Source organism: Ruegeria sp. CL5 (assembly GCF_056536485.1).
In genome coordinates, this window is record NZ_JBQFPS010000009.1 from 15,899 (window position 1) to 37,315 (window position 21,417).

General features: G+C 58.9%; 19 protein-coding genes. 5 read left to right on the forward strand and 14 right to left on the reverse strand.

Annotated features, from left to right (window positions below; genetic code table 11):
* Positions 1–46: 46 nt before the first annotated feature.
* Positions 47–2,242, reverse strand: a complete 2,196-nt coding sequence (locus ACR0IU_RS15330) for a primosomal protein N' (protein WP_480716853.1) — start codon at positions 2,240–2,242, stop codon at positions 47–49.
* Between the two features lie 88 nt (positions 2,243–2,330).
* On the opposite strand from ACR0IU_RS15330, the gene fsa reads away from it, so the two are divergent.
* The 4 genes from fsa to ACR0IU_RS15350 all read left to right on the forward strand — a co-directional run bounded on the left by fsa (position 2,331) and on the right by ACR0IU_RS15350 (position 5,573).
* The gene (gene fsa / locus ACR0IU_RS15335) at positions 2,331–2,984 is read left to right on the forward strand and encodes a fructose-6-phosphate aldolase (protein ID WP_010438122.1); all 654 of its coding nucleotides are present in this window, start codon (positions 2,331–2,333) and stop codon (positions 2,982–2,984) included.
* A 196-nt stretch (positions 2,985–3,180) separates the two neighbouring features.
* Positions 3,181–3,888 (forward strand): DUF484 family protein, encoded by a 708-nt coding sequence (locus ACR0IU_RS15340; protein WP_010438120.1) that lies wholly within the window; start codon positions 3,181–3,183, stop codon positions 3,886–3,888.
* A complete protein-coding gene (locus ACR0IU_RS15345) occupies positions 3,885–4,805 on the forward strand; it encodes a tyrosine recombinase XerC (protein WP_480716854.1) in 921 nt (306 codons plus the stop codon). Before ACR0IU_RS15340 ends, ACR0IU_RS15345 begins: the two co-directional genes overlap by 4 nt.
* 54 nt (positions 4,806–4,859) lie before the next feature.
* Entirely contained in the window at positions 4,860–5,573 is a 714-nt protein-coding gene (locus tag ACR0IU_RS15350) for a CDP-alcohol phosphatidyltransferase family protein (protein WP_170477379.1), read from the forward strand.
* Here ACR0IU_RS15350 and ACR0IU_RS15355 read toward each other — a convergent pair.
* The 10 genes from ACR0IU_RS15355 to ACR0IU_RS15400 all read right to left on the reverse strand — a co-directional run bounded on the left by ACR0IU_RS15355 (position 5,558) and on the right by ACR0IU_RS15400 (position 18,083).
* Positions 5,558–6,025, reverse strand: coding sequence for a hypothetical protein (locus ACR0IU_RS15355; protein ID WP_480716855.1), 468 nt, complete (start codon positions 6,023–6,025; stop codon positions 5,558–5,560). The genes ACR0IU_RS15350 and ACR0IU_RS15355 overlap by 16 nt on opposite strands.
* Before the next feature lie 76 nt (positions 6,026–6,101).
* Positions 6,102–6,560 carry a methylated-DNA--[protein]-cysteine S-methyltransferase gene (locus tag ACR0IU_RS15360; protein ID WP_480716856.1) on the reverse strand — a complete coding sequence of 153 codons (459 nt, stop codon included), beginning with the start codon at positions 6,558–6,560 and terminating at the stop codon, positions 6,102–6,104.
* 136 nt (positions 6,561–6,696) lie between these two features.
* Positions 6,697–9,615, reverse strand: coding sequence for an isoleucine--tRNA ligase (ileS, locus tag ACR0IU_RS15365; RefSeq protein WP_480716857.1), 2,919 nt, complete (start codon positions 9,613–9,615; stop codon positions 6,697–6,699).
* A 164-nt stretch (positions 9,616–9,779) separates the two neighbouring features.
* Positions 9,780–12,488 carry a DUF2339 domain-containing protein gene (locus ACR0IU_RS15370; RefSeq protein ID WP_480716858.1) on the reverse strand — a complete coding sequence of 903 codons (2,709 nt, stop codon included), beginning with the start codon at positions 12,486–12,488 and terminating at the stop codon, positions 9,780–9,782.
* 101 nt (positions 12,489–12,589) lie between these two features.
* Complete coding sequence (locus ACR0IU_RS15375) at positions 12,590–13,069, reverse strand: DUF2269 family protein (protein WP_480716859.1); 480 nt, start codon at positions 13,067–13,069, stop codon at positions 12,590–12,592.
* Entirely contained in the window at positions 13,069–14,382 is a 1,314-nt protein-coding gene (locus ACR0IU_RS15380) for an SDR family oxidoreductase (RefSeq protein WP_480716860.1), read from the reverse strand. Before ACR0IU_RS15380 ends, ACR0IU_RS15375 begins: the two co-directional genes overlap by 1 nt.
* Positions 14,383–14,468: 86 nt before the next feature.
* Positions 14,469–15,179, reverse strand: coding sequence for a VIT1/CCC1 transporter family protein (locus tag ACR0IU_RS15385; RefSeq protein ID WP_480716861.1), 711 nt, complete (start codon positions 15,177–15,179; stop codon positions 14,469–14,471).
* 54 nt (positions 15,180–15,233) lie between these two features.
* Positions 15,234–16,223, reverse strand: a complete 990-nt coding sequence (locus tag ACR0IU_RS15390) for a YcjF family protein (protein WP_480716862.1) — start codon at positions 16,221–16,223, stop codon at positions 15,234–15,236.
* Complete coding sequence (locus ACR0IU_RS15395) at positions 16,216–16,671, reverse strand: N-acetyltransferase family protein (RefSeq protein ID WP_480716863.1); 456 nt, start codon at positions 16,669–16,671, stop codon at positions 16,216–16,218. The genes ACR0IU_RS15390 and ACR0IU_RS15395 overlap by 8 nt, the downstream gene beginning before the upstream one ends.
* Positions 16,668–18,083 (reverse strand): YcjX family GTP-binding protein, encoded by a 1,416-nt coding sequence (locus ACR0IU_RS15400; RefSeq protein WP_480716864.1) that lies wholly within the window; start codon positions 18,081–18,083, stop codon positions 16,668–16,670. The genes ACR0IU_RS15395 and ACR0IU_RS15400 overlap by 4 nt, the downstream gene beginning before the upstream one ends.
* Positions 18,084–18,190: 107 nt before the next feature.
* Here ACR0IU_RS15400 and truA point away from each other — a divergent pair, with 107 nt between their 5' ends.
* The gene (gene truA, locus ACR0IU_RS15405; protein WP_480716865.1) at positions 18,191–18,958 is read left to right on the forward strand and encodes a tRNA pseudouridine(38-40) synthase TruA; all 768 of its coding nucleotides are present in this window, start codon (positions 18,191–18,193) and stop codon (positions 18,956–18,958) included.
* A gap of 2 nt (positions 18,959–18,960) precedes the next feature.
* Here the strand turns inward: truA and ACR0IU_RS15410 are convergent, their stop codons facing one another.
* From ACR0IU_RS15410 to ACR0IU_RS15420, 3 genes are all read right to left on the reverse strand, one after another.
* Positions 18,961–19,899 (reverse strand): nickel/cobalt transporter, encoded by a 939-nt coding sequence (locus tag ACR0IU_RS15410; RefSeq protein ID WP_480456765.1) that lies wholly within the window; start codon positions 19,897–19,899, stop codon positions 18,961–18,963.
* Complete coding sequence (locus ACR0IU_RS15415) at positions 19,884–20,531, reverse strand: DUF1007 family protein (protein WP_480456767.1); 648 nt, start codon at positions 20,529–20,531, stop codon at positions 19,884–19,886. The genes ACR0IU_RS15410 and ACR0IU_RS15415 overlap by 16 nt, the downstream gene beginning before the upstream one ends.
* A 70-nt stretch (positions 20,532–20,601) precedes the next feature.
* A complete protein-coding gene (locus ACR0IU_RS15420; protein WP_480716866.1) occupies positions 20,602–21,402 on the reverse strand; it encodes a thioesterase family protein in 801 nt (266 codons plus the stop codon).
* Positions 21,403–21,417 lie beyond the last annotated feature (15 nt).

Sequence of the window (21,417 nt, forward strand, 5' to 3'; positions counted from 1 at the left end):
GAGTGGAAAGCGGCTGGCGCACAGTGGCTCTGCACTGATGCAGGGGTCAGTAGAAGCTTTGCGGATCGATATCCACGGCCAGGCGGATATCGCCTTTCAACTTCAATGGGGCAATCCAGCGGGCGATGGCGTCCTGAATAGGCGCGCCTTTCGGGGCTTTGACCAAAAGCCGGACGCGGTGACGGCCACGTATGCGCGCGATGGGGGCCGGAGCCGGGCCAAACACCTGCGCTCCGACGTCGCGCAGCGGTGCATCGTTGCGCGCCATGTCATTGCCGATATCGAAGACCGGCCCAACCTCGGGGCCCGACAGGACAATCCCGGCCATACGGCCGTAAGGCGGCACCCCAGCGGCCTGACGCCCAGCGGCTTCAGCCGTCCAGAACCCTTCTTCATCGCCCGATAGAATCGCCCGGATCACAGGATGCTCAGGCTGGAAGGTTTGCAGCAACGCCTGCCCCGGTTTATCCGCACGGCCTGCCCGGCCCGCAACCTGTCGCATCAATTGAAAAGTCCGTTCCGCCGCGCGCAGGTCGGCCCCGTGCAGGCTGAGGTCCGCATCGATCACCCCCACCAGCGTCAGCTTGGGAAAGTTATGCCCCTTGGCCACCAGTTGCGTCCCGATAACGATATCCGCATCGCCCTCGGCAATCTCTTCGATCTTGGCCTTCAAGGCACGGGCCGAACCAAACAGGTCAGAGCTGAGCATAGCGATCTTGGCCTCGGGGAAGGTCGCCTCGGCCTCTTCGGCCAGTCGTTCAATCCCCGGCCCGACCGGTGCCAGCTTGCCCTCGACCCCGCAGGACGGGCAGGTCTCGGGCATCGGCTTGGTCTCACCACATTGGTGGCACATCAGACGTTTGAGGAACCGGTGCTCCACCATCCGCGCATCGCAATGGTCACAGGCAATCTGTTCTCCGCAGGCCCGGCACAGGGTCACCGGTGCATAGCCGCGGCGATTGATGAACAGCAGCGACTGTTCGCCCCGCTCAATCCGCTGCCGTACCGCCTGCCGCAGCGAGGGGGAAATCCAAGTCCCCGCCTGCGTCTGTTCGGCCCGCATGTCGATGGGCTTCATCTCGGGCAGGACTGCCACGCCAAAGCGTGCGGTCAGGTCGAGACGCTCATACTTCCCAGCCTCGGCATTCGCCCAGCTTTCAAGCGACGGCGTCGCGCTGGCCAGAACCACGCGCGCCCCGCAGATGGAGGCCCGCAGCACCGCCATATCGCGCGCGCTGTAATGCACGCCATCTTCCTGTTTGTACGACGTGTCGTGCTCTTCATCGACCACAACCAGCCCCAGATCGCGGAACGGCAGGAACAGCGCCGACCGAGCGCCCACAACCAGCTGAGCATCCCCCTGTCCAACCATCCGCCAGACCCGACGTCGTTCTGTCATTGTTGCGCCCGAATGCCATTCTGCCGGACGCGCACCGAAACGTGCCTCTACACGGGTCAGAAATTCAGCCGTCAGCGCAATCTCGGGTAGCAGGACCAGAGCCTGCCGCCCCTTGCGCAGCGCCTCGGCCACGGCTTCCAGATAAACCTCGGTTTTGCCCGACCCCGTCACGCCCTTCAGCAGCGTGGTCCCATAGTCACCCGTGCGCTGCCCGGCTTGAAGTCGCGCAACGGCTTTTGCCTGATCCTCGGTCAGGTCTTTCCCCGGCAGATCAGGGTCCAGATGGGGATAGGGCAGATCTCGCGGGCTGTCCTCTTCCCGCACAGCGCCCTGCTTCACCAGCCCTTTCACTACAGACGAGGTTACACCCGCCTGCTCGGCCAGTTCTTTCAGTGTGAAAGCCAACCCCCCGTAGTCGCGCAGCACCTCCAGCACACGGGTTCGCGCATCAGTGATCCGGTCCGGTTCCGCGCTTCCCAGCCGGTAAACCTTGCGCATTGACGGCGGATCACCCAATCCCGGCGCGCGCGTTGCCAGACGCAGCACCGCAGGCATCGGCGTCAGCGTGTAATCCGCTACGCGCCCCAGAAACACACGCATCTCCTCGCGCATCGGCGCGACTTCAAGCACCCGGATCACCGACCGCGCCTTGGCCAGATCAAAACCGCCCTGCCCCTGCCCCCAGACCACACCCAAGACTTTACGCGGCCCCAAAGGCACCTCGACAAACGCCCCAAGAAAGCACCCGCCCTCGGGCGCTTTGTAGTCCAACGTCCGGTCCAGCGGTTGCGTGGTCAGCACCGCAACCAGCTCTCCTTCGTCGAAAAATCCGTTAGCGCTCACGGCATATCCTTCGCAGGGGGTTCCAGCATGGGTCTCTTTGAGGTAAAGCCATCCGCGACCAAGGCCAACCCATCAAAGGACTGCCCTCATGAAATTCTTCGTAGACACCGCCGAGATCGACGCCATCGCCGAACTGAACGATCTGGGCATGGTGGACGGCGTAACCACCAACCCCTCGCTGATCCTGAAATCGGGCCGCGACATTCTGGAAGTCACCAAAGAGATCTGTGATCTGGTCGACGGCCCCGTCTCGGCCGAAGTTGTCGCCACCGAAGCCGACGACATGATCGCCGAAGGCCGCAAACTGGCAAAGATTGCATCGAACATTGCTGTCAAAGTACCGCTGACATGGGCGGGTTTAAAAACCTGTAAAACGCTGACCGACGAAGGCCAGATGGTCAATGTGACCCTGTGCTTCTCGACCAATCAGGCGATTCTGGCCGCCAAGGCGGGCGCGACCTTCATCTCGCCCTTCATCGGACGCCTTGACGATATCAACCTCGACGGCATGGACCTAATAGCAGATATCCGTCAGGTCTATGACAACTACGGGTTTGAAACCGAAATCCTGGCCGCCTCGATCCGTACCGTGAACCACGTTACCGATAGCGCACGCATCGGGGCCGACGTGATTACCGCTCCTCCGGGTGTCATCAAGAAACTGGCCGACCACCCGCTGACCGACAAAGGTCTGGAAACATTCCTGGCCGACTGGGCCAAAACAGGTCAGAAAATCCTCTGATCCCAAGCGCTGCCGCGCGGTGCTGCCAGGCACCGCGCCCGGCCCAACGGCCAAAGCCGAATTTCAATCAGCGCAAGGCTGGCGGGAGCTCCCGCCACAGCAGCGATGAAATTCGCCTTTCGCGTGCATTTTTCCCAAGGCAAATCCGGCAACCCGTGTTATAAGCCCGCCAAAACAAAAAACGACCGGACGGGACATGAGCAGCGATCCTAAACTCAAGGACAATCTCCGCGCCGCGATTCTGGCTGAGCCTGACGCAGTGCTGGATGACAAAGACCTAATGCAAGCCCTTGTGGCGGCAAATGAACAAGCCCGCGGTGACAATGTCGTTGATCTGCGCGGCATCGCCATGCAACGCCTTGAGGCACGGCTCGATCGACTTGAGGATACCCATCGCTCAGTCATCGCAGCAGCTTACGAAAATCTGGCAGGCACAAATCAGGTGCATCGTGCCATTCTCCGGCTTCTCGAGCCCACAGTATTCGAAGATTTCTTGCGCGCGCTTGGCAATGACGTGGCCGAGATCCTGCGCGTCGATCACATCACATTGGTTCTTGAAACAACTATCGTGCGCGACGATCCTGTAGTGAACCAGCTTGGTGGTGTTCTGACCGTGGTCGAGCCCGGATTTATCGACAGCTACCTGACCTCGGACCGCAATGGCCAACCGCGCGAAGTAACGCTGCGCGAAATTCGCTGTCCCAATCCTCAAGTCTACGGTGAACAGGCTGATCAACTGCAATCCGAAGCCTGCCTCAAACTTGATCTCGGCGCGGGACGCTTGCCCGGCATGATTGTCATGGGTGCCAACGACCCACGGCATTTCTCACCTCAGCTTGGCACAGATCTTCTTGCCTTCTTTGCCGGTGTCTTTGAACGCTCGATGCGCCACTGGTTGTCATGAGCCTGATCTCCCCAGCCTGCCGCGATGCTTTGCAGCATTGGCTGGACAGTCTGGGGGCGCTCGCTGGGCGATCAGAGAATACGCTCGAGGCCTATCGCGGTGACGTGACCGAATTCCTGTCCTTCATGACCCTGCATCACAGCGAGCGCCAAGGGCTAGCAGCACTGGAACGTATTACCGTCTCGGATATGCGGGCCTGGATGGCGGATCAGCGCAATTCAGACGTCGGCGCGCGATCTCTGGCGCGCAAACTGTCTGCGGTCAAAAACTTCTATCGTTGGCTGGCTGAGCGCGAAGGGTTCGAGCCGACCGCTGTCCTGTCCACACGCGCGCCTAAATTTACTAAGAAATTGCCGCGTCCTCTGGCCGAAGACGCAGCCCGCGCCATGATCGAAACGGTCGAGTTGCAATCATCTTCCGATTGGGTTGCCGCCCGGGATGTCGCGGTCGTAACACTCCTATACGGTTGTGGGCTTCGCATTTCCGAGGCACTTTCCCTGACCGGATCGGATGCGCCCCTGCCGGATACTCTGCGCATTTCAGGGAAAGGTGGCAAAGAACGAATCGTGCCGGTTCTTCCGGCCGCTAGGGCAGCAGTTGATCGCTATCTCCGGCTATGTCCGCATCCGCAAACACCTGATGCCCCGCTGTTTCGAGGCGTTCGGAGCGGCCCTCTGAACCCCGGGATCATTCAGGCCGTGGTCGCCAAAGCGCGAATGCAGCTTGGCCTACCCGCCACAGCCACCCCGCACGCGATGCGCCACAGCTTTGCTACCCATCTGCTGTCTGCGGGCGGTGACTTACGTGCGATCCAAGAGCTTTTGGGTCACGCCTCGCTTTCGACCACACAGACCTATACCGCGGTCGACACGGCCAGGTTGATGGAAGTCTACAACCGCACGCACCCAAAAGCCTGAAGCAAAGCCCCTTTTTGCTTTGCATCTGCGCCTTGCTTCCGTCATGACACCACCATGACACTTAGATTCAAAGCGCTTTCCGTTCATCTCTTCACCGCCACAGGTGCCGTTTTCGCAATGCTCGCCATGTTGGCCGCAGTCGAAGAGAAATGGAGCCTGATGTATCTCTGGCTGGTTGTCTCGTTCATCGTGGACGGAATCGATGGCCCGCTGGCGAGGCATTATCACGTCAAAAAGAACGCACCAGAGTTTGACGGCGTGTTGCTGGATCTGATCATCGACTATCTGACCTATGTGTTCATTCCCGCTTTCGCCTTGTTTAAGTCAGGACTGATGGATGGTTGGACCGGCTGGTTCGCTATCATCGTTATCACCTTTGCCAGCGCGATGTATTTTGCGGATACGCGCATGAAAACCAAAGACAATTCCTTCTCCGGCTTTCCGGGCTGCTGGAACATGTTCGTCATCGTGATCTTCGCTTTGGAGCCCAACTTCGGGGTCATCCTGCTGCTGGTCACCTTGCTGTCAGTCGCAATGTTCCTGCCGCTGAAATTCATTCACCCGGTCCGAACCGAGCGTTGGCGCACCTTGTCGCTGCCGATGGCCTTTGCGTGGACCTTCTTTGCAGGCTGGGCAGCATGGGTCGACTTTCACCCTGAAAGCTGGGCCCATTGGGGGCTGGTGATCACCAGCCTGTATCTGGTTTCAGCCGGAATAGCGCAGCAGATCATCCCACCGCGCAAAGCCAGGGATTACAAGACTTCCTGAACCTCAAACTCAGTCCCGTTATGGGTGAATACATCACCTTCTTGCAGGCCAACCATAGCCAGATAGATCGGGCTTTGGGTCGAAATGCCCATATAAGTTTTGCCGTCCACGTCAAACCGAGTTGTTGAGACACATACGACGAAGCGGCGATTGTTGAACTTGATCACCGCGCCGGGCTGCACCGTGTCCGTGACGCTGAAATCAGTGTTTTCGATGACGTCAATCTTGGCGTGATGCGCATGAACGGGTGCATCAAAGGCGGCCGCCAGGTCCGCATTCTCGCGCGAGGCAGCAATGTCATCCTTGTCATGCCCTTCCCGGTCATCCAGTTGGGAATCCTTCAGAAAGGCATCATAATGCGCCTGTGCGGTTGCCAGTTCCTGTTCTTCCAAAGACATCAAATGATCAACAATGGCTTTCTTACGTGCGGCGGGATCTGTGTGGCCGGTCATGCAATTCGGTCCTTCAAATTCACTATTTGATATAGGTTGGGGCCGTGTCGCTCTGAATGCAACAGGTAAGTGCGGATCAGATCAACAGGCTGGCTGCACCTTCGTGACGCAGCAGAGCCACTTTGGTCTCTACTCCACCATGCCCTGAAAACCCGACCATCTTGCCATCCGCGCCCAGAACCCGGTGACAGGGAATGATGATCGGGATGGGATTCCCACCGCATCCCCGCCCAACCGCCTGCGCAGAGTATCCAAGCTCGTCGGCCAACTCGCCGTAGGTGCGCGTATCCCCGAACGGGATGGCATACATCGCATCGCACACGCGACGCTGAAATTCTGACCCCTTGATCCGATAGGGCAGATCGAACTGCTGCAAACGCCCTTCGTCATAAGCGCGTAATTGCGCCACCGCCTCTCGCAGAACCAGGGTGACCGGGCCTTCGTCTCGGCCATTCCAAACAAGTCGTGTAATGGCGCCATCGATCTCTTCGACACCAAGGCAACCAAACTGAGTTTCTACGGCGATCATCGGCATAAGAGAACGGTTGCAGATGTTTCGTCACACCTGCAACCCGAATCCTGACGATCCGCCTTTCATCTGGCCAAAAACACCTCGGAGCGCAAGGCAGAGCCTCGCATCAGCGAACTCTCCTACGCGCACCGTTTGGGTGTCAGCTCAGCGCTTCGTTACAGCGCCCGCACACGCCCGGATGGGCATGCAATCCCACATCGGGCAGGATTTTCCAGCACCGCTGGCATTTGTCGCCCTGGGCCTTTTCGAAGACCACGGCGACGCCTTCGATTTCCGGAACCCGGAACGCCTCGGCGGGGGCCGGATCGCCTGTGACGGCCAGGCCCGAAGTGATGCACATGTCATCCACGTCGAAGGATGCCAGCAGGTCGCGGGTTTCCTGATCTTCGACATACACGATCGGAGCGGCCTCAAGGCTGGATCCGATCACCTTGTCTTGACGCTGAATTTCCAGCGCTGCGGTCACAGCACGGCGGACACGGCGGACTTTGGCCATGCTGGCTTCCAGTTCTTCATGGCGCCAGTCGACGGGCGTTTCAGGGAAATCGACCAGATGGACTGAGCTGTCATCGGCCGGGAATCGTTCCAGCCAAACCTCTTCCATGGTGAAGACCAGCACCGGGGCCAGCCATGTGGTCAGGCGGTGAAACAGGATATCCAGAACCGTGCGCGCAGCACGGCGGCGCTGGCTGTCACCGTCGCAATAAAGCGCATCCTTGCGAACATCGAAGTAAAACGACGACAGATCGACCGTGGCAAAGGTGAACACGGCGCTGAACACGCCCTGAAAATCGAAGGATGCATAGCCCTTGCGCACCTGCTCATCCAGCTCTGCAAGACGGCTGAGCACCCAACGCTCCAAGCGTGGCATGTCCTCGGGCGCGACGCGATCCGCTTCGGTGAAATCCGCCAGCGAGCCTAGCATGAACCGCATGGTGTTACGCAGGCGGCGATAGCTGTCGGCGGTGCCTTTCAGGATTTCCGGCCCAATCCGCTGGTCGGCGGTATAATCGGTCTGAGCCACCCACAGCCGCAGGATATCAGCGCCGTATTGCTTGACGACCTCTTCCGGCACGATGGTGTTGCCCAGCGATTTTGACATCTTGTTGCCTTTGGCATCCAAGGTGAAACCGTGGGTCACCACATTGCGATAGGGTGCACGACCCTTGGTGCCACATGCCTGCAGCATCGAAGAATGGAACCAGCCGCGGTGCTGGTCAGTACCTTCCATATAAACGTCGGCAATACCGTCCTCGGTCCCGTCCTCACGATCACGCAGAACGAAGGCGTGGGTCGAGCCCGAATCGAACCATACGTCCAGCACGTCGAACACCTGATCGTACTCGTCCGGGTTAACGATTCCGTCGAGAATCTTTTCTTTGAACCCGTCCTTGTACCAGACGTCTGCGCCGTCCTTCTCAAACGCTGCCTTGATACGGGCGTTGAGCTCTTCGTTGCGCAGCAGGTAGTCCGCGTCGGTGGGCAAAGCCCCCTTCTTTGTGAAGCAGGTCAGCGGAACACCCCAGGCGCGCTGACGGGACAGTACCCAGTCCGGGCGCGCCTCGATCATCGAATACAGGCGGTTGCGGCCCGTTTGTGGGGTCCACTTGACCAACTCATCGATAGACCGCAGGGCGCGTTCGCGGATGGTATCACCCATTTCGCCCATGCCGTCATCCAGTTTGCGGTCCACGGATGCGAACCACTGCGGCGTGTTGCGGTAGATGATTGGAGCTTTCGAGCGCCACGAATGCGGATAGCTGTGCTTGATCTTGCCACGCGCCAGCAGCCCGCCAACCTCGGCCAACTTGTCGATGACCGCTTTGTTTGCGTCACCCTCACCGCCCTTGCGGGACAGGATGTATTTGCCGCCGAAGAACGGTAGATCAGCGCGGAAAGAGCCATCATCCATTACGTTATAGGTGATGACCTGTTCCAGCATGCCCAGATCGCGAAATAGCTCGAATTCCTCCATACCGTGCGAGGGCGCGCAATGGACAAAACCGGTACCTTCCGTATCGGTCACAAACTCAGCAGCGCGGAAGTCACGGATATCGTCCCATTCGCCATTGCCGCCCTCGGCCCCGGCCAGCGGGTGTGCCAGCTGGATCTTGGCCAGATCTTCCTGCGTCACATCACACAGACGACGGTACATGGAGTCATCCAGCCGCGCACGTGCAAAAACATCCGCTGCACGATCATCGGCCAACAGATAGCGGTCGCCGATCCGCGCCCAGCACTCCTCGGGGCGGCCGGTGATTTCGTAGAGGCCGTACGAAATGTCTTCACCATAAACCACAGCCTTGTTCGACGGCATGGTCCACGGGGTCGTCGTCCAGATCACCACATAGGCGTTGTCCAACGTCACATCGCCGGTGTTCACAACCTTGAATTTCACCCAGATGGTGAAGCTTTCCTTGTCGTGATACTCGACCTCGGCCTCGGCCAGCGCGGTTTTTTCGATGGGCGACCACATGACGGGTTTCGAACCCTGATAAAGCGTGCCATTCATCAGAAACTTCATGAACTCGTCGGCGATCACGGCTTCGGCGTGATAGTCCATGGTGATGTAGGGATCGGGCCAGTTACCGGTGATGCCCAGACGTTTGAACTCTTCGCGCTGAATGTCGATCCAACCTTCGGCGAACTTGCGGCATTCCTGACGGAAGTCGACGATGTTCACCTCATCCTTGTTCTTGCCCTTCTTACGGTACTGTTCCTCGATCTTCCATTCGATCGGTAAGCCGTGGCAGTCCCAGCCGGGCACATAACGCGAGTCGAAGCCCATCATCTGATGCGACCGCACGATCATGTCCTTGATGGTCTTGTTCAGCGCGTGACCGATATGCAGATGCCCATTCGCATAGGGGGGGCCATCGTGTAGGGTAAAGGGTTTACGGCCCTCTTTCTCGCGCAGGCGGTCATAGACACCGATCTTTTCCCAGCGCTCCAGCCATGCAGGCTCGCGCTTGGGCAGGCCAGCTCGCATCGGGAATTCGGTCTTGGGCAGATTAAGCGTGTCTTTGTAGTCAGGTGTTTGGGGTGTGTCGGCGCACATTTGGGGCGTCCTCAGGATGATCTTGTCGTGTATGGATCGAAGCGGTCAGTGCGATATCTCAAGCACCTTTGCCCGGCGTCTCGCGATATCAGAGCGCCGGGGATATAATTCGAATAATGATGGCCAGACGGTCAAACATGGCCGCGCTTATAGGACGCCAGCCCTCAATGGTCCAGAGGTTCCGCATCCTGAGGCGAATGGCGCAGCTTGGCCCAGCGATTGAGCCATGCCAGCCCTGCCAGAGCGAGCCCTAACACAAGCAGAGAAAAGACGCGGATCAGCCCCCCCAATCCAGCGATATCGATCAGAAATACCTTCGCCACCGCCAACCCGATAACAGCCAAGCCAGCCTTGCGCATCAAATCAGAGTGGCGGGCCAGTGATTGATAAAACAACGCCGCTCCGACCACCAACAACGTGATTGTATAAGTATAAAGCTCGGGCTGAGTGACGCCGTTGCCTTCATACATACCGCCCGCGCCCTGCCAGACATGCCGGATCGCTAATCCCAGCCAAACAGTCGCCAGAGCAGTGGCTGCTCCATAGCTGATTTGTTTCAGCAGAACGGGCTGTGTAACGACACGCCAGGCCGAGAAACCAATTGCCAGCGCGGGCAACAAATAGGCAACGGCGAGCGTGTTCAAAACCATTGGTCCCAGTACCGGGTCCGCAAACGGGTTGAGCAGCGGGTTGGCTTCTGACAACGCCTGACCCAGGCGATACACACCATGCGCACCGAAGAAAGCAGCCAAGGCGTAGCGCAGATAGTTTAACTTACCGCCCAACTTGAACCGTTGCACCTGTGCGAAAGCCAGCAACAGCCAGATGACCGCAAGCAATCCCAGCCCCCAGTGGCTGTTGGTGGCACCGCCTTCGCCGAAACTTTCCAGCCAGCGCAGCAACAGCAGCGATAGCAGTATCCCCGCTGTCGCCCAGGCCGCGCTTTCAAGGAGCAATGAAGCAATCGGGCGGTCTAGGGGCTTCAGTAACGTCCAGCCCACAATGAAACCGACAACCGCAGCCGAATAGACCAACGTCATTTCGAGCAATGGAGCGCTTTCGGCCCAAATAAGCCCTGGGTCCAACACCAGTCGGACTGTGACGGTGAATACGCCTGCCCAGATGAACCAGCTCATCGGAGGCAGTTCAAATCGTCTGTCCAACGCGGCGGCCACAACGATCATGGCGACAAGCGCCACGGTTAAAGCAGCCGAACTGAGCACAATAATGCAGGCAAAGCTGAGACAAGAAAGCGCGGACAGAGTCGCCAAGGCTGCGCGCATCCGGTTTTCACCATCGACCCGCGCGAACCGTTCGGCCAGAACTACCATCATCGCGCCCAAAGCGATGGCATGTAGCGCCCATGGGTAGGCTCCGAATACCTCAGCAGGGTGCCATCCGATCTCAAGCGCGATCGCCAGGGCCGGAGCGAATATCGCCGTCCCTCCGGCCCAGACCACGCTATAGCGCCCGGCCCGAAAGGATCGCCAAGCTGCAATCAAAGTGACCAAAGCGCCTAAGGCCACCAATTGCGTGACGCTCCAAGGATAATCTGCCTCGGCTGTTTCCGCATAAGTATCCACAAAGCGAAGCCATACTGCACCTCCATCCAACCCGTGCACCAAGACAAACCAGATTAGTCCCAGTGCTGGGAATGCGGTCACATCCTGTAATGCCCGTGCATCCTTTGCCCAGAGCATCAGCGCCAATACCAAGCCTGTGAACAGCGCGACGCCCAACCAGAATTCACCACCTGAATCTGGCCAATGCAGCGACAAAATTACTGAGGAAACAAGTACCGCACCAAAGGCAATCCGAGTTGGAAACTCGGGCCATGGTTCTCCTTTCCGGCGTCGGATAATCTCGGTCACCATCGCACCAGAGTGGTTTGGCCAGATACGCCGTATGGGTATCGCGATCGCAATGATCGCCAGTGCCGTGACGCAGGTTAGATACCCGGGCTCGGTCGACGGCGAAGACAGTACCAGCAGAAACGCGGCCCCATAGGCGCCAATTAGGGTCAACACCGAAATCCACGCCCAACGCCTGACTGTATCAATTCCCAGACCCAATACGGCGATTATGAAAAAGTAACCGTAGAGCCAGCTAGGATCATCCGAGGAACCACCCACGGCAAAGGGGGCGGCAAAAGCTCCGATCAGGCCAACAGCCGCCAATAGCGGCCCATGGAACCAACCCAACACGAGCCCGAACAGCGCGATGACAACCAACCCGGCCAATGCTGCCTCGGGCCCAATCAGATCATAAAGCTGGCGTGCAGCCAGAATGCCGCCGAACAGGGTAACCAGCCCTGCGCCTGAAAATACCGATGGGAGATAAGCGGTTGAGGCCTCCTCATCATCGCCGAACCGACGGCGGATCACCTCACCCGCGCCGATCAGCAGCAAGCCAAAGACCAGCGCCGCAGCGACCCGCGCGGTGGGGGGCAACAACCCGTTTTCGACCCCATACTGAACCAGAAAGATCCCCGCCAACGCCAGTGAAAGCGCCGATACCGCGTAGAACCAGTTCTCGCGCAACCACGCGCCCAGCGCTGCGATTTTTTCTTCGCGAAATACGATACTGGCTGGAGGATCTTTAATCTCGGGAGCTAGCGGTGTCTCCGTCAGACCTTCGTCGGTGGTGGTTGAAGCTTTTGCCGCTGCCCAAGGCGCAGGCTTAGCTTGCGCGGTCGTGGGTTCTGATCGGGACGTTTTGGGTGCCTCAGCAGTGCTTTCGGGCATTTGCCCTGCAAGTTGCCGCTCAAGCTGTTCTACCCGTTTGCGCAACCGCGATTGGCCAACCAGCAATACGATGATCGAAGCAGGAATGGCCAGAACGATTAGGCCAATGAGAACAAGCAAGGATTCCAACCGAAACCTCCGAGGTAGGATACATCAAACGTATCGCGGTGATCGGCAGGTTTATAGTAAGGAAATCCACATGATTACCGTATGTTGCTTTGCAAGCCTGCCTAGAACAGCGCCAAGTTGGGGCGCGCCAGCATCAACCAGACGATTGTCAGCACAGCAACAAAGGCCGGAATGCCGCAGGCGAACCAAAGGCGGAACAATCGGAAATATGCAACCGGCAAAGCAGTCCCATCGTGATTGGCCAGTCTTGCATAATCCCGCAGCCTGATTTGTATCCAAACCACAGGCAACCAGAACAGGCCGGTCAGAATATAAAGCAGCACAGACGCCACGATCCAATCCTCTGTCAGAGACCAGCCTAAGCGCCATGCCAACAGTGCGCCCGTCACAGGCTGTAGTACGACCGCGGTTGCGGTGAAAATCATGTCGGCCAACACCACGATACCTGCAGTATGGGCGATAATCCTCGCGTCTGCCGTTCGATGCGCCATCAGCATGAAAAAGGCGATGCCCGCGCCTGTTCCCAACAGAACACACGCTCCGATCACATGCAGCCAGCGCAGAAACAGGTCCGGGTCCATTAGCGGCTCTCCAACATGGGTCGAGCAACCAATGACAGCATCAATGCGGGCGCGATTTTGACCAATGGTCCCAGCGGATCTAGCCAAAGCTCTGGTGCCATCAACGTTGCGGCGATCAAATAAAACATGGCGATCGCGGCTTGAGCCAAACAAACGCGGGCCGCCCAAGGGCGCCACAGAATTGCCAGCCCCAGCATTATGTCAATCAATGACCAGAACACTACGCTTGCATTTGCGATGGCGCCTGACCAACCATTCCTCGTAAGGACTTCGGCTGCCTGAGAAAGACCCGTTAGTCCGAACACACCAGATAGAACCCAGAAGATGCAGAGCACAGCAATAACGACCGGCATCTGCAACGTCATCCGAGCTGTCAGCCTGTGTTCTCTCGCGCAAGCCAGCCCGCCATAAATCTCCTCTAATCCGGCCAGAGAGCGGCCCGTGGCACGGCGATATGGCTCAGGGTCGCCTGTCACCCCTTGAGCCATTACCATCATCGCCGTACTCCGCAGCGGTGATCGCCACCCAAGGTGGCCAAGCAGATCAGCCACGGCGGCGACTGCATTGGTTACCCGTGGTGGCATTGTGATAGTTAAGTGTGCAGGCGAAAAGCCAAGCCAGTGTCGTGTCACTGACAAAACCCGCGACAGCGGTTGCGGCGTATCTTCCACCAGATCATAGCTACCTGGCGGCAGTTCGTCGCGAATGGCAGACAAGACGGCGGCGCACAGGTCTCGCATCCCGACACATTGCACCGGAGTTGCAGGAAAGGCGACCGGCTGTACGAAAGGCACTGCCGCCAGCATCCGCAACAGCGCCGTGCCGCCATAATCGCTCTGTCCGATCACCAACCCGGGCTTGAAGCACAACAAAGTCGCGCCACTTGCGCGTAGGGCCGCATCCCCGTCCGCCTTGGAGCGCATGAACTCGGTCGTGGCATCGGTGTCGGCCCCGATTGCCGAGACCTGGACGATTGAAACGCCTTCCTCGGCACAAGCCTGTCCCAGCGATGCAAGAGCCGTGTAATGCACGGCGCGCAGATCGTCTTGTCCCCCATCCTGCAGCGCCCCGGCGCAATTCACCACAACATCGACACCTGTGAGGAGTGGCCTCCAGTCCCCGGCTGATCCAAAATCACGCAGGTCGCCCGACACCAGATCAATATCGGGCAAGACACGTCCCGCTGTCTTTCGGCTGCGTATAAGGCCCTTGACCGCGATACCGTCCGCATGCAGCGCCCGAACAACAGCCGCACCGATGAAACCATAGGCGCCCAGCACCAATACTGTTTTTTCTTCGAACTTCACTGCCACAGGATGACCCACACGTGTTTTCGTCACCCTAGCGGAACAAACCGCTGCGACCAGCTTGATTGAGCCGTCTGCGACAACAGCAACGATCAGGGATGGAACAGGGAACCGACCAAGAATGCGATCCCAGCGGCCAGACCACCGATCAGAAGTGTTTCGGCTCCGGATCGCCACCAAGGCGCAAGGGACCAGCGGCTTTTCATGGCTCCGATGGCAAAGAATACACCTGCCGTCATCCAGGCCGAAACGGTAAACGCACCTTCAATCGAGAAAAGGAATGGCAGCAGTGGAATCATACCCGCGACCAGAAAGGCAAAGAACGTCGCCATTGCGGCTTTCATCGGGTGCGGGTCGACGCTGCCTAACCCGTATTCGCCCTCGATCATCAGGTTAATCCAATTGTCGTGGTTTGAGGTGATCTCATCTGTGGCCTCGTCCAACACGCGGCCCGACAGACCTTTTTGCATAAGGATTTCGCGTACTTCCTTGCGCTCTCCGTCCGGATAAAGCCTGATATGCTGTTCTTCGATGGCGCGGATGCGATGGATGTTGTCGATCTCAGCCTTGGTGCCAGAATAGTTGCCCGCTGCCATCGAGAACCCATCCGCCAGAACGTTGGCCAGCCCTAGCGCAACGATGACAAATGGCGACAGCCCCGCCCCTGCGACACCGGCGACGATGGCGAACGTGGTGACCGATCCATCGATGCCGCCATAGACCACATCACGCAGCACACCGCGTCCAGGCGGGGCATTGATCCGTTCAGTAATTTCTCGCTGGCTGTGGCCGTGATCGGTCATGGCTTGCTCCGACTTTTTTATGACGGATCCATGCTATTGTGGCCTTGCGCCAGATCAACTCTTGGAAAACAGCCCGCTAAGTGCGCGTTTGATCATGCCCCGCGTCGAGGGTTTGTGGCGTTTTGAGAAGGGCAGAGGTCGGCACACCTCCATCGCGGCGACGCCAACGCGAGCTGTTAACGCACCATTGACCAAGCCCTCGCCGAACCGGCGCGACAGTTTGCTGAGGACTGAGCCGCCCAGGATCGGCTCCAGTAAATCATCCCCTACAGCTACGGCACCGGTCGCAACCAAATGCACAAACACAGCACGGGTCAGGCGCCAACTGCCAAGAAAGCCTGCCCGACCGCCGTAAATCTCGGCGATGCGTCGGATCATGCGCAATGAGCTTGCCAGCGCCGTTGCGACGTCAGCCAGCGCAAGTGGCACCAGAGCGGTCACGGTAGCGACCTGCCGGGCTGCGGCCTCGACCTCGCGACTGGCGGCGGCGTCCAGTGGGGCCAGCAGTTCATCTTCGGCCAAGCTAAGCAGGGTTGAGGCATCGAATAGCTCGCCCATGCGTTCGTTCAGACGATCGCTGCCCCAGCGGGTTTCATCACGCCCCTTGTAGAATGCAATCAGCCGTGTGGTGACGGTGCGGGCTTGCGTCAAGTCCTCGTCTGCTAACGCAGCATCGGCAGCGCGGCGCAACCCGTCCACGCGAGAAAGGCGACTAATCGCGCCCAGTTCACGTAGTGCGATTACCAGCACGACCAGCAAAAGCGCGGAGATAAGGCCCGTGACAATCCACCCTAGAATTGGGGCGCGTTCCAGCAGCGACATGGCAAAATCCCACGCCGCAACCGAGACCACCGCGCCTACGACCGCAAGCGCCAAACCCCAGAACCAGCGCGCCAAGGCTGATGGTTTTCGGGCTGCAAACCGAACGGCGGCCTGTATCGCCTGCCTCTGCGGAGGTGCGATATCAGGTACGGGAGGCGCGGTTGAAACATCGGCTGCCGGAGTGTCGTCTTCCAGATCAATCAGCACAGGGCCCTTAGCCATCGACCTCCTCCTTACGTGTCCAGACATATTTGATATCTGGCAGGTTTTCGTCATTCTCGGACCCGTCGCTGCGCGCGACCTCGACAAACCCGTTGCGTTCGTAGAACCGGCAGGCGCGGTGATTGGCCTGAAACGCATATAGATTGAGATTGGGGCGCTGCGTCTTCGCGAGATCAAGCAATTGCTGTCCGATCCCCTGCCCACGCGCCGGTGCTGTCAAATAGAGCGACTGAACTTCTTCCCCGTCCAACGCCAGAAATCCGGCGACCTGGCCTTGCACCTCGGCGACAGTGACCCAGCCCAAATCAATCATGCGACCGCAAAATGCAATGGTTTCAGCTTCGGAATGCAGCTCTGGCATCCAGTTGTTTTCCCGTGCGAAACCGTGCAGAATAGCGCCCGTCTTTCCGGCATCTGTACTGCGCGCGGGGCGGAGGATCACGTTCACAACCTGTCTCCAATTAGAAACTGCGCGGCCCGGTCCAACCGAATATGCGGCGGACCGTCTCCGGGATTCAGGGTCAGATGCGCCGGCGCGAAGGCCATATAGCCATAATCCTCGCCCAGCCATCCTTCGGCCCCGTTGCGCGCAGGGCCAAGCAGATGGGCCGGGTCTTCTGGCAGATCACCGGGATAGAACGCCGCCTGCTTGCCGCTATCCAGTAGTGTGCCGCGCACGCAAGGGAGTTCAACGCCGTTATGGCTGCGCATCTCTTCCGTCGTGGTTCGAAGCGAAGCCAACGATAAGGCCGCCGTCTCAGCACCCGCAAAGCTGGCGCGATCGCGCGCTTCACGGGTCAGGGCCTCGATAATCGCTGTCAGATGTGGGTGCTGCGAATGATGCAGGTGATCCGCCTTAGTGGCCGCAAACAGGATACGCTCGACCCGCTTGCCAAGCAGCAGCCTGTTCAGCCACGCATTGCGACCGGGGCGGAAGGCCGACAGGATATCGGCCATGGCGCGGCGCATATCTTCAACCGCTTGCGGGCCTTTGTGGATCGCGCCCAGTGCATCAACCAGTACGATCTGCCGATCGATCCGGGCAAAGTGATCGCGGAAGAAGGGTTTGACCACCCGCGATTTATAAGCCTCGTAGCGCCGTTCCATCTCGCGGTGCAGCGACCTTCGGCGTGATGCTTCAGACACCGGCAAAGGCGCGAAGGTCAGCACTGGAGAGCCTGCGAGATCTCCCGGCAAAAGGAACCGACCGGGAGTGCAGTCGTAGAACCCGGCCTCACGCGCGGCATTTAGATAGTCTGTGAAGCTGCGAGCAAAGTCCTGCGCCTGCGGCTCATCATGCGGCGCGTTTGGATCGGCCGCTTTGGCCTTGGCCAGAAACGCCTCTGCTTGTGGACGGTTGGATATGTGCTCCAGCGTTCCCCGCGACCAGTCATCGTAGGATTTGTCCAGCAGGGCCAGATCCAGCAGCCATTCACCGGGATAATCCACAATGTCCAGATGCAATGTTCGCGGCCCTTGCAGCCCTGAAAGCAGACCTGCGGGCTGGACTTTGAAGGACAGGCGCAGCTCAGACACCGCCCTTGTGCTTTCCGGCCAGTGCGGCGTAGGCCCCGTGAGCGCTGACAGATGGGATTCGAAATCGAATCGGGGCACGGTATCGTCGGGTTGGGGTTGCAGATAGCTGGCGGTGATCCGCCCCTCTTGCTGCGCCACCAACCCGGTCATACGGCCGCGGTCCAGGAGGTTGGCCACCAGCGATGTGATAAATACGGTTTTACCAGACCGCGCCAATCCCGTGACGCCCAGCCGTATGACCGGCTCAAAGAACGTTTCGGACACGCGGTCGCCGACGGATTCGACGCTGCGTACCAAACTGTCTGCCAATGATGAGATGACCAAGCCGTCGCCCCGCAATTATCGTTTGTGCCAAGATAGGTAGCGGTTACCGCACTTGCCAGAGCTTTCGCCCCCTTGCCCGACCGACCAAGGCGCGATACCAGCGCCCCATGCCCAGATACGCGCTGCAAGTCGAATACCAAGGGGAACCGTTCGCCGGATGGCAACGGCAGAAAGAACTGCCGTCGGTTCAGGGCGCGATCGAACTAGCGCTTTCGCGGATCGAACCCGGAGACCACACCATCGCAGCCGCCGGTCGTACGGATGCGGGTGTGCACGCGCTGGGGCAAGTGGCGCATTGCGATCTGGTTAAGGACTGGGACCCGTTCCGCCTGTCTGAGGCGTTGAATTATCACCTCAAGCCGCAGCCCGTTGCCATCGTGAAAGCCGCACGGGTGGATGATGACTGGCATGCGCGGTTCGCGGCGCTTGAGCGGCAATATCTGTTCCGCATCCTGATGCGCCGCGCGCCCGCTACCCATGACAAGGGGCAGGTCTGGCAGATCAATCATTCTCTGGACGTCGCGGCGATGCAGGCCGGGGCGGATATGCTGATCGGGCGGCATGACTTCACCACCTTCCGGTCCTCCATCTGTCAGGCCGCCAGCCCGATCAAAACGCTGGATGAGTTGCGGGTGGAACGGGTGCAGGGCTTCTCTGGCCCCGAAATCCACTTCCATGTTCGCGCCCGATCGTTCCTGCACAATCAGGTACGTAGCTTTGTTGGCACGTTGGAGCGTGTGGGAGCTAGGGCATGGACGCCTGAGGACGTTCGCGATGCGCTTGAGGCGGTTGACCGAGCGGCCTGTGGCCCGGTTTGCCCGCCGCAAGGATTGTATCTGGCAAGGGTCGGGTATCCAGAGCCGGTTTTCGACTAAGTCTACAAAGCCCGCAACAGCAACCCACTAGCAATCACGGCGATGATAAGACCCGCCACCAGTTCGATGGTCGGAGCCAGCACCGATGCAAAGCGCGTGGCCGAGGCAGAGGCCAACAAACCGCCACGCAACCCAAAAGACGTCCAACCGACCAAAGTGGTGACAGTTGCGGTGCCTAAAGCCATGGCGAATGCGCCCGCGATGCCGACCATTGCGATACCCATCTGCCATGTCAGGATCAGCACGAACAACGCGCCGGTACAGGGGCGCGCGGCTATGCCAGCGATCAGGATCAACGCCTCGCGCAGGCTGCCCACCTGAGCGACCTCATCGGCAGTCGGGCCGTGGCGGTGGCCGCAGTCAGCGCAAACCTCGTGGTCGTGATGATGGTGGTCATGATCATGCGCATGGTGATGGTGGTCGTGCGTATGCGATGTCTGGCTTTTGCGATGCCGTACAAAGCTGCGCAGCGCGCGAAAGATCAACCACAAGCCGATTACCGCAATCATGCCATAGCTGATCGGTGCCATGACCTGTTCGGTCGTGCCTACCAACGACTCGCGCGACATCTGGAACACGAGCACACCGGCATAAACCAACACGATTGCCGTGACTGCTTGACCCAGACTCGACAAAACACTGATCGCGGATAGTCGCCAAAACGCGACACGACGGCCCAACCCGTACCCCCCGATTAATACCTTGCCATGGCCTGGTCCAATGGCGTGGAAAAAACCATAGGCGAAACAGACGGTCAGTAGCGTCGCGATAGCTTCGGGCTGCTCGGCCCGGGCTGCACGTAAGGCGCGAGCGATCTGGTTCTGGAACTCCCGCTGCTCACCAGCAGCCCATGCCGCCAGATGGTCAAAGCCACCGCTGCCCCAGAACCAAAGGAGCAACCCGCAAGCGATGACGACGGGAACGATCAGGTATTTGGACATGAAAGTCTGATCTCAGTTGCGAATTTCTCACCAACCAGGGGGATGTCATTCTCCTCGAGGTCATAGTCGGCATCGAGTGTCCGTAAAAACGCCTGCATCTGCGCCAGTTCTGCGTCAATGTCCGGATCGCTCCGATCAATCTGACAGATGACAGGACCCGAAACCGTCACAGGCCGGGTCACCTCGTAGGCGGTGTAAAAGCTCTCATCAAAGGCTTTGATCGACAGGTCACTTGCCGGAACGGGCGTGCCTTCTACCGAGCGCAAATGCGTGGTCACGATACGTGCATCTTCAGTCGTCGCTTGTGGCTCTAGCGGGCCAGACAGGGGGATCACGGTCTCGCCCATACGAATGACCAAATCGCCATTGTACCCTTCAACCCATTGCGCATCGAAGCCGCTTAGAAATTTTTCTTCCTCTTCGGTCAGCACGCCATCGCCGTCCTGATCCAATCTCATGTCTTCCAGCACCAGCAGCGAATAGAATTCATCATAGGCCCAGGTCACACGCACATGGGTCAGGTTGCCTGCGTCATCGACGACGAACTCCAGTCCCGTGTCGATAAAGACGTGCGGGTGGGCCAAAACCGGAAATGGCAGGCAGCAGGTTAGAAGGGTCGCAATCCAACGCATAGCGCAAAGATAGGGTGCGGGGCAGGCATCGGCAATCCGGTTCCCCAGAGTATCGCTGATTCCAGCCGAGTTAATTGGGCGGAAACAGAACCAGAGTCTGTAGTGCCGTTCCCACAGGTCCCTTCGCGTCAAACAAAACCGACTGCGACATACCAATCCCCGACGGCTGCCAGTGCGAAATCGAATCGGAGGCCAGCCAGTCTGAGGTGGGCTCTCGATGGACTTGTATCGTCAGATCGGTGTTCATGAATCCCATCTCGGTCGTGGGCGCATTCCATGATATGCCATTACCACAATCCGCGAGCGGGCAGAGCGCCTGTATCGGCGAGGGATCTTCGCCATCAACCAAGGGGGGCGTGCGCATCCACACGATTTTGGGACCAGCGCCCTGATTGCCGCCGGCTGGATAGCCAATTTCTGAGTGATGGGCAAATCCAGGCAGATCATGCCGCATTTCACCGATTGGAAATGGGCCATCGACGACATCTTCCAATCGCGGTGCGGGCAGGTCGACATTGGGAACAGACCCAAGGTCCCTGCGCACCACATGCATGGTAGTTGCCGTTGCACAAAGCGTATCATCTAGGTCATGAACGGTGACGCGTGTGGTCGCCAGCGTTTTTGTGTGGCGCGTGGTCTCCGCCTCGACCCGCAAACCGGCCAAAGGCAGCGGGCGCAGCAAATTGACCGTGAGACGGGTCAACATCTTATCTGGTCCGACCTCGGTCTCGGCCGCTCGCACAATCAGGCCACTGACTGGCCCCGCATGACAGTGATCTGCTGACCAGGGCCCGCGCGCGGGATCATTGCCGACAAACTCACCTTGCGTATTCTGATGAAAATACGCCTGCCCCAACACATCCGATATCATCGCGGTTGCTTCTGC